General features: G+C 68.1%; 9 protein-coding genes. 3 read left to right on the plus strand and 6 right to left on the minus strand.

What is annotated here, in order from left to right; genetic code table 11:
* Positions 1-63: 63 nt before the first annotated feature.
* Positions 64-525, plus strand: coding sequence for an Lrp/AsnC family transcriptional regulator (locus ACYU8W_RS01000; protein ID WP_499465898.1), 462 nt, complete (start codon positions 64-66; stop codon positions 523-525).
* On the opposite strand, the gene ACYU8W_RS01005 is transcribed toward ACYU8W_RS01000, so the two are convergent.
* Positions 515-1174: an IclR family transcriptional regulator gene (locus tag ACYU8W_RS01005; protein ID WP_499465900.1), complete on the minus strand. Its 660-nt coding sequence runs from the start codon at positions 1172-1174 to the stop codon at positions 515-517. The two genes, ACYU8W_RS01000 and ACYU8W_RS01005, sit on opposite strands and share 11 nt — an antisense overlap.
* A gap of 47 nt (positions 1175-1221) precedes the next feature.
* Between ACYU8W_RS01005 and ACYU8W_RS01010 the strand changes: the two genes are divergently transcribed.
* Positions 1222-2187, plus strand: a complete 966-nt coding sequence (locus ACYU8W_RS01010; RefSeq protein WP_499465901.1) for a P1 family peptidase — start codon at positions 1222-1224, stop codon at positions 2185-2187.
* A 2-nt stretch (positions 2188-2189) separates the two neighbouring features.
* On the opposite strand, the gene ACYU8W_RS01015 is transcribed toward ACYU8W_RS01010, so the two are convergent.
* The 5 genes from ACYU8W_RS01015 to ACYU8W_RS01035 all read right to left on the minus strand — a co-directional run bounded on the left by ACYU8W_RS01015 (position 2190) and on the right by ACYU8W_RS01035 (position 7689).
* Positions 2190-3947: a DEAD/DEAH box helicase gene (locus ACYU8W_RS01015; protein ID WP_499465903.1), complete on the minus strand. Its 1758-nt coding sequence runs from the start codon at positions 3945-3947 to the stop codon at positions 2190-2192.
* Positions 3948-4121: 174 nt separating this feature from the next.
* The gene (locus tag ACYU8W_RS01020; protein WP_499465905.1) at positions 4122-4946 is read right to left on the minus strand and encodes a zinc metalloprotease; all 825 of its coding nucleotides are present in this window, start codon (positions 4944-4946) and stop codon (positions 4122-4124) included.
* A gap of 190 nt (positions 4947-5136) precedes the next feature.
* The gene (locus tag ACYU8W_RS01025; protein WP_129625741.1) at positions 5137-5430 is read right to left on the minus strand and encodes a DUF3039 domain-containing protein; all 294 of its coding nucleotides are present in this window, start codon (positions 5428-5430) and stop codon (positions 5137-5139) included.
* 146 nt (positions 5431-5576) lie between these two features.
* A complete protein-coding gene (locus ACYU8W_RS01030) occupies positions 5577-6143 on the minus strand; it encodes a YqgE/AlgH family protein (RefSeq protein WP_499465907.1) in 567 nt (188 codons plus the stop codon).
* A 184-nt stretch (positions 6144-6327) separates the two neighbouring features.
* Entirely contained in the window at positions 6328-7689 is a 1362-nt protein-coding gene (locus ACYU8W_RS01035) for a DEAD/DEAH box helicase (RefSeq protein ID WP_499465909.1), read from the minus strand.
* An 87-nt stretch (positions 7690-7776) separates the two neighbouring features.
* Here ACYU8W_RS01035 and ACYU8W_RS01040 point away from each other — a divergent pair, with 87 nt between their 5' ends.
* Positions 7777-8877 (plus strand): hypothetical protein, encoded by a 1101-nt coding sequence (locus tag ACYU8W_RS01040; protein WP_499465911.1) that lies wholly within the window; start codon positions 7777-7779, stop codon positions 8875-8877.
* The last annotated feature ends 307 nt before the right edge of the window (positions 8878-9184 follow it).

Below are 9184 nucleotides of genomic sequence, written 5' to 3' on the forward strand. Positions count from 1 at the left end.
GCAAGCTTGATCATCATGTACAAACTGACACCTGCGGGCGCGTTAACTCTGTACAGTTCGACCATGTTGGACCATCTCGACCGCCGCCTGCTGCACCTCCTGGACGCTCAGCCGCAGATCGGAGTGCTCGGCGCCGCCCGTGAACTCGGCGTCGCCCGCGGCACGGTGCAAGCCCGCCTGGACAAACTGCGCTCGCGCGGCGTGATCGCCTCGGAGAGCCCTTCCCTCTCCCCTGCCGCCATGGGCTTCCCGGTCACCGCGTTCTGCACCCTGTCGATCGCCCAGCGGCACGGACACGACCCGGCCATCGCACATTTGGCCGGTGTCCCGGAGGTGTTGGAGGTACACACGATCACCGGTGACGGCGACCTGTGGATCCGGATCGTCGGTCGGGACAACGGCGATCTACAACGCGTGATCGACGAGGTGCTCGCGACGGACGTGGTCGTGCGCAGTTCGACGGTGATCGCGCTCGCCGAGCTCGTCCCCTATCGCACTCAGCCGCTGGTGGAGGTCAGTGGTTGAGCGCGATGGCGAGATCGGATGCCGCTGATTGGACCGCGGCACCGACGCGGTCGCCGTCGAACGGCGCCATCGCGACCAGGCCGATGGAGGCGTCCAGCCCGTGCGCGCCCATGACCGGGGCGGCCAATCCGTGTGCACCCGGCTGGAGTTCGCCGTCGCTGGTCACCCACGAGTCGTTCCCGTCGCGCCCGCCGAGGATCGCCCGGCCGGCGGCGCCCACCTCCAGCGGGTGGCGAGTGCCCTCGCGGTAGGAGACGTGCAGACCCGTCCAGCGCGGCTCGACGACAGCGATCGCGAGCGCCTCGGAGCGGTCGGCCACGGTGAGGTGCGCGGTGAGTCCGGTGTGCTCAGCGAGCTCCCGCAGGATCGGTGAAGCGACATCGCGCAGGCCCGGCCAAACCGCGTTGGCGAGGTGAATGAGCCCCACTCCCAACGAGATTCGTCCGTCGATGCGGCGAATCACAATGTCGCGACGTGCCAATGAGGCGACCAGACGGTAGATCACCGGACGCCCGACACTCAGCTTCTGGGCCATCTCGGTGACCGTGAGCCCACCTGCGTGCGCCGGGTCGGCGAGCAAGGCGATGACCGCGAGGCCACGATCCATCGTCTGCGAGGTCTCACCGCCCAGGTCGTTCTCATTCACCATGCGATGCACCGTACCTGCCGGCACGCGGAGGATAGGGTCATTCGGCCATGACCGATCGACTCGCAGTCCGCACCGATACCGGCAGCATCAAGGATGTGCCGGGGGTCCGCGTCGGGCACCGCACGATCGTGCGCGACGACGTCCGCACCGGCGTGACCGCCATCGTCCCCACGCCTGTGCCGACACCGGAACGACCGCTGCCATGCGGGTTGTTCGTCGGCAACGGACACGGCAAGCTCATCGGTTCGACCCAGGTGGCCGAGATGGGCACGTTGGAGACCCCGATCGTTCTCACCAACACCCTCAGCGCTTTCGGTGCTGCGGACGCGCTCGTCGGATGGATGCTCGACCGTCCCGACTGTGCCGACGTGGTCACTCTCAACCCGCTGGTCGCAGAGTGCAACGACTCGTGGCTGTCCGACATCCGGCAACGGGCGGTCACCGCTGCGGACGTCCGCGCAGCCCTGGACGACGCGAGCGACGATTTCGCGCTCGGTGCCGTCGGAGCGGGCACCGGAATGCGCGCCCTTGGGTTCAAGGGCGGCATCGGCACCGCGTCCCGTGCGGTCGGAGACCAGCGACTCGGCGTGCTGGCTCTGACCAATTTCACGGGCCACCTCCGACTCGACGGACGGCCCGTCGAACCGGCCAACACGGCTGATCCGGAAGGAAATTCGTGCGTGATTGTCGTCGCGACCGATGCCCCGCTCGATGCACGCCAGCTCGGCCGCATCGCCCGTCGCGCGGTGTACGCGATGGGCACGGTCGGTGCCGCGTACAGCCACGGGTCGGGTGACTACGCAATCGCGTTCAGCACACGCGGCGTGGACGACGTCCGCTCGGGCTGCGTTCGCGAGAAGGATCTCGATCCGTTCTTCAGCGCGACGCTCGAGGCGTCTGCGGAGGCGATCGTCTCCTCGCTCTGGCACGCCGAGACCACACAGGGTCGTGCGGGCCATGTGGCGTACGGGCTACGCGAGACCCTGCGCGAGCGCGGCCTGCTCGACCGTTGAGTTCAGCGCTTGCCGACGAACCAGCGTCGGATGAGATCGATCCGAGCGCCGACCTCGTCGTTGGAGGCGCGGTCCAGTGTCGGTCCGCCGCACTGCCCACGCAGATCGTTGTGGATGACCGCGTGCGGCTGCCCCGTCTTCTTGGCGTAGGCGGCGACGAGTGAGTTGAGTTCCTTGCGCCGGGCCGCGAGCGCCCGGTGAGCGGCGAGCGGGGCGTCCTGTTCCTGCTTCTTCTTGCTGCTCTTGCTCTGCTGCTTGGCTTGCCGTTCACGCAGCAGATGAGTCATCTGGTCGGGTTCGAGCAGACCGGGTAGTCCGAGGTACTCCTGCTCGTCCTCACCACCGGTCTCGCTGCCCAGACCCCACTGCTGCTTGTCGAACAGCACATGGTCGAACTCCGCCTCGGACTCCAGCGCCTCGAACGACATCTGCTCGTCGGCCAGCGCTTTCTCCTGCTGGTTCGCCTCCTGGAGCAAGCCGTCCTCCTCGGCCCACAGCGGCTCCTCCCCCTCGGGCTTGGGACGGTCGAGCGCATGGTCGCGCTGCTCCTCCAGCCGGGCGGCGTGTTCGAGGATCAGCGGGACGGTGGGCAGGAACACCGACGCCGTCTCACCGCGTCGCCGGGCACGGACGAAGCGCCCGACCGCCTGGGCGAAGAACAGTGGCGTCGAGGTGGAGGTGGCGTAGACGCCGACGCACAGACGCGGGACGTCGACGCCCTCGGACACCATGCGCACCGCGACCATCCACCGGTCGTCGGACTCGGCGAACTGCTCGATGCGGGCCGAGGCCCCGGCGTCGTCGGACAGCACGACGGTCGGCTTGACACCGGTCAACTCCTCCAGCGTGCGCGCATACGACCGCGCGGCCGTCTGGTTGGAGGCGATGACCAGGCCTGCGGCGTCCGGGACGTGCCGACGCACCTCGGACAGTCGCTTGTCGGCGGCGCGTAGCACGGCAGGGATCCACTCGCCCTTGGGGTCGAGTGCGGTGCGCCAGGCGGCAGCCGTGACGTCCTTGGTCATGGGTTCGCCGAGGCGGGCCGCGATCTCGTCGCCCACCCGGGTACGCCACCGCATCGCCCCGCCGTACGCCATGAACAGCACCGGCCGGACGACGCCGTCGCGCAACGCCTCGGAGTACCCGTAGCTGTAGTCGCTGGCCGAACGACGGATGCCGTCGGCGCCCTCCTCGTACCGCACGAACGGGATCGGGCTGGTGTCGGAACGGAAAGGCGTACCGGTCAGCGCCAGCCGGCGGGTCGCGGGCTCGAAGGCCTCGCGGATCGCGTCACCCCACGACTTGTTGTCGCCGCCGTGGTGGATCTCGTCGAGGATCACCAGCGTGCGGCGGGCGAGGGTGCGAGCGCGGTGCAGTGCCGGACGGCTGGCGACGCCCGCGTAGGTCACCGCGACGCCGTCGTAGTCGGCGGCGTGCTCCTCCTGGGCGTTGGTGAAGCGCGGGTCGATGTTGATCCCGACCCGTGAGGCGGCGTCTGCCCACTGCACCTTGAGGTGTTCGGTCGGCGCGACGATCGTGACCTGGTCGATGACACCGCGGTCGATGAGCTCGGTCGCCAGCCGCAATGCGTACGTCGTCTTGCCGGCACCGGGGGTCGCGACTGCCAGGAAATCGCGGGGCTCATGTTCGAAATAGGTGTGCATCGCCCCGGCCTGCCAGGCACGCAATTTGCCGGCGGTGCCCCACGCTGCGCGTTCGGGGAAGGCCGGCGACAGATGGGAAGCGGCCGAGGTACTCACGATGGGAAACCCTAACCGCCCACGGTGACAACGATCGAATGCGCAGGTCAGCGCCGTGAGGCGAAACGAGCCCGCCAGGCCGCCAGGACGCACCGCGGCGGCCGACCCCACTTTCGAGGATTCGGCCGCCGCGACGCGCTGGTTCAGATGCGCCTCACAAAGAAGGACGGTGTGTCAGGCGCGGTAGGTCGTCCACTGGTTCTGCATGCGGGTGACCTGACCCGGGGTGAACTTGTTCATGCACACGTCGGTCGTGTAGTCCATGAAATTGGTGATCGGGTCGAGTCCGGCAGACGACGGACAGGAGTCGCGGCCGGTCGGGCAACCGGATGCCGGTGAGGCCTCCGCGGGGGTGTCGCTCACCTGGTCGCCCTGACCCTTACAGCCGCCCTGGAAGGTGTGGTACAGACCCAGCCAGTGACCGACCTCGTGGGTGCCGGTGTCGCCTTGGTTGTACGGCGCGGCACTGCCGCCGGGCAGGCTCTCGTCGAGCAGTACGACGCCGTCACGAGAGCTCAGGCTGCTGGTCGGGAAGGTCGCCCAGCCGAGCAGGTCCTGGCCGAGGTCGGCGGTGTAGACGTTGAGGTCGCCCATGTTGCCCTTGCGCAACGTGGACTTCATCTGCGACTCGGCGGTCGAGCCGTGCACCAAGCCGTTGTACCAGGTGGCGTTGTTGGTGCGGTCGGTCGAGACCAGGCGGAAGGAGAAGCCCGAACCGCTGTAGGCCTGGTTGAGCACGGAGATCTGGCTCGACACCTCGGAGTCGGTCAGCGCACCCTTGGTGCCGTCGGTGATCACGTGGAAGTACACGTCGATGACCGCGGCACTGAACGTGCCGGTGCCCGGCTTTGCTGCCTTTGCGCCGGTCTTGGTCAGCTTGCCGTCGGCGTTCTTCGCCAACCCCTTGCGAGCGGCGTCCGCCTGGAACTTCTTCTCTGCGGCCGCCACCTGTGCCGGGGTCAGCTCGTTCGGGTCGCGCTTGCCGGAACCGTGCTTCACCCGGGCGGTCGCTGCGGCACCGTCGTGGTCATGGCTGTCGGGAACACAAGCCGACGCGGAGTCGATCTTGGCCTGGGCGAGCGAAAGGCTCGCGTTCGCGCCGGGGGCGAGGCTGAACGCGGCGCTACCGGCGAGAGCGACGGAGGCCCGTCGTGGTGCTTACACCGGGCCTTGGTCTGATCTCGTGAGGTCAGTCGCCGGAGTCGTCGCCGCCGGCGCCGAACTTCTCGTACACCTCTTTGCAGGCCGGGCAGACCGGGAACTTCTGCGGGTCACGACCGGGCACCCAGACCTTGCCGCACAACGCCGTGACGGGGTCTCCGGACAGCGCGCTCTCGAGGATCTTCTCCTTCTTCACGTAGTGGCTGAACCGTTCGTGATCGCCCGGTTCCTGCAACTGCGGTTGGACCTCTTCACGCTCGAGGACACCCGTCGAGGTGCTCGGCGACGAGAGGCGTTCGTTCTCCAGCGGTTCGGTGCTCATGCGTCCAGCATAGGTCGGCGCTGACAGAATGACCGGCAATGAGTCGTCCCCCGCAACGTACCGGGCCGTGATAGCCCTCGCGGTCGGGGCGTTCGGTGTCAAGGTGCTGAGCGAGGTCGATGTACCGCTTGACCCCGTGAACCGGGTCAGTTCATCGTCGGGTCGTCCGGGAAGGTGATCGACCAGGCGGCGACTCCCCCGACTCGACGCAGCACGTCCTCCCACAGATGCAGGGGCGATTCGGAGAAGGCGTCGGCAGCTTCGGCGTCCACCACGAACCAGTGACCTTCGCGGATCTCGGTCTCCAATTGGCCTGGACCCCAACCGGAATGACCCGCATAGATACGCAGTGCCGCGATCTCGGGAAGCACGACCGAGGGCGGGGCGTCCAGGTCGACCAACCCGACTCCACGGAACAGTCTCTTCAGACCGAGCGACTCCCCGTCACCGGGCATCGAGACGAGCCCGAGCGCGGAATCGAGTCCGAGCGGACCGCCCTGAAAGAGGTGGTCCGGGTCGGTGACGTGCTCCTGCCAACCCGGCAGGACGGCATCCACGACGGCTTCGAGCGGGCGGTTCAGCACAATGCCGTGGGCACCCTCGCTGCTGTGGTTGAGCAGCAACACCACCGAGCGGTCGAACAGGTCGTCGTCGGCGACGTCCTGTTCTTCGCGCGGGACTGCGACCAGCAGTCGTCCGGTGAGGTTGTCCACCGTCCCATTCTGACGCGAGCCGATCCTCCCGTGGACGACTGCCCCGGCGCGGATGCGATGTCGCCGAGCCAGAACTGCTCAAACCGCGGATCAGAACCCCCCAGATGCGCAAACCGCGGCCGACCGGCCGCGGTTTGCACCACCAGGACGTTTCAAACCGCGGTTTGCACAGTCCCGCTATGACTCAGTAACGCGGACGACGTCCACCGTCACGGCCGCCACGACCCTCGCGGTCACCGCGGTAGCCGCCACCGCCCCCGCCGCCACGGCGCGGACCACCCCGGTGGCCACCACCGGCGTAACCGCGTCCACGACCCTGGCCTCGTCCGCCGCGACCTGGCTGCAACACCTGCTGCAGGTCGTCGTCGCTCACCGGTGCACCCTGCGGGGTGCTGCCCCCGGTGGCCGCGATGACCTCGTCGCCCGGACGGGTCTTCTTCAGTTCGGTGTCGACTCCCGCCTGGTCGAGCAGACGCTCGACGGTACGGCGCTGGTGCGGCAGCACCAAGGACACCACGACACCCTGCTCACCGGCGCGAGCGGTACGCCCGGAACGGTGCAGGTAGTCCTTGTGGTCGGCCGGCGGGTCGACCTGCAGGACGACGCCCACGTCGTCGACGTGGATGCCGCGAGCTGCGACGTCGGTGGCGACGAGAACCGGCAGGCGTCCGTCACGGAAGGCCGAAAGTGCGCGATTGCGCTGGCTCTGGTTGAGGCCGCCGTGCAGAGCAGCTGCGACGACGCCGCACTCGCGCAGTTCGGAGGCGATGCGGTCGGCACCGAGCTTGGTGCGGGCGAAGACGACCGTGCGTCCGGGCCGGTTGACGACCTCGGCAGTGACGATCTTCTTGTCCTTGGGCTCGATCAGCAGCGCGTGGTGCGCCATCGTGGTGACGGTGGCGGTGCCGTCGTCCGTCGAGTGCTCCGCCGGATCGGTGAGGTACTTCTCGACCACACCGTCGATGCCGCGGTCGAGGGTCGCTGAGAACATCAGGCGCTGGCCGTCGGCCGGCACCAGGTCGAGGATCTCCTCGATCGCTTCGAGGAAGCCCATCTCCGCCATGTGGTCGGCCTCGTCGAGGATCGTGATCTCGACGCGCGACAGGTCGGCGGCGCCGCGCTCGATGAGGTCCTTCAGACGACCCGGGGTGGCGATGAGGACGTCGACGCCGCGCTCGAGAGCCGACAGCTGCGGCTCGTAGGGCATCCCGCCGGCAACCAGCTTGTGGCGCAGGCCGATGACGTGCACCAGCGGCTGCAACGCATCACTCACCTGCATGGCGAGCTCACGGGTCGGGACGAGGATGACCGAACGCGGCTGGTGTGCGCGCGCCTTGCCGCCCTTGGCCAGACGGGTCAGCGTCGGCAGACCGAACGCGAGCGTCTTGCCGGAGCCGGTACGGCCACGGCCGAGGACGTCGCGCCCGGCGAGGGCGTCCGGGATGGACGCGGTCTGGATGGGGAACGGCTGGGTGATGCCGTCACGGGCCAAGCGCGCGACCAGCAACTCGGGAAGACCGAGATCGGCAAAGCCATTGCCCTCCAACTCGATCGGCTCGGTCGTGGTGACCTCGTCGACCTCGTTGCGCTCGGACCAGCCGAACGCCTCGTTGGTCGGCTCGAGTTCCTCGAGGTGACCTGCAGGCTTCTCGGCCTCTTCGAAACGGGGACGGTCATCCCGGCGGTCGAACGAACGACGGTCATCGCGGCCCTGGTAGCCACCACGGTTGCCCTGCGGACGGTCGTCACGACGGAAGCCGCGGTCGTCGCGGCGGCCGAAGTCGCGTCCGCCATCGCGGTCCCAGCGACGTTGACCACGGTTTTCGGAGCGGTTCTCGGAGCGGTTGTCGGAGCCACCGCGGGGACGGTCGTCACGGCGGTCGAAGGAACGTCCGCCCTGGTAGCCACCACGGTCGTTGCTGCGGTCAGCCTGAGGGCGGTCGTCACGACGGTTGAACGAACGACGGTCATCGCGGCCCTGATAGCCACCGCGGTCGCCCTGCGAACGGTCGTCACGACGCTGGTAGCCACCCCGGTCACCCGTGCGGTCACTGCTGCGGTCGTCGCGACGGTCGAAGGAACGTCCGCCCTGGTAGCCACCACGGTCGTTGCTGCGGTCAGCCTGAGGGCGGTCGTCACGCCGCTCGAACGAACGACGGTCATCGCGGCCCTGATAGCCGCCGCGGTTACCCTGAGGGCGGTCGTCACGCCGCTCGAACGAACGACGGTCATCGCGGCCCTGATAGCCGCCGCGGTTACCCTGCGGACGGTCGTCGCGCCGCTCGAACGAACGACGCTCATCGCGGCCCTGATAGTCGCCACGGTTACCCTGCGGACGGTCGTCGCGCCGGTCGTACGAGCGACCCTCACGGTTTTCGGAGCGACCCTGGTAACCACCACGGTCGTTGCTCCGGTCATTGTTTCGGTCGTCGCGGCGGTCGAAGGACCGGCGGTCGTCGCGGTCGAACCGGCGAGCGCCGGAACGCTCCGGACGGTCCTCGCGGCGGGCGGGCTTGCCGCGCTCGGCGGACGTGCGACGAACTTCGCCGCGCTTCGCCTCGACCTTCTGGCTGCGGCTCCAGCGGGCCTTCTTGGTTCCGTCGTTCTTCTTGGGCGTCATCGTGCAGTACCTCTTGTCGGGTTACGGGCACCGCAAGAGAACCCCTACAAGGGCCGATTGTCGGCCGAAAGTGACTGCGTTTCAGGCGTATTCGCCACGCTGTGGATGGGGTGATCCGGGTGCCTCAGATCTCGGCGCCCACAAGAAAATTCACACAGATGAACGCAAGATCGCGAAAATGGATGCCCCCAGTCTAACGGCTCACGCGAGAACTTCCGACCACGCAGGGGTTGCCGGGCGGTGACGTCGGGCACACCGTGGCGCTCCTCGCCGCGAGACACCCGGAAGTGCACGAGGGAACTGCGTGTCATGACGCGTCACTTCTGGGACACATGAATGTCGTCACTTCCGGGACACTGTGCCGGGCTTGTACCGGGGGACGGTCGTGAAGTGCTTGGTGGGTGGCGGCCAGGCGACGGTA

It is taken from the genome of Yimella radicis (assembly GCF_054778255.1).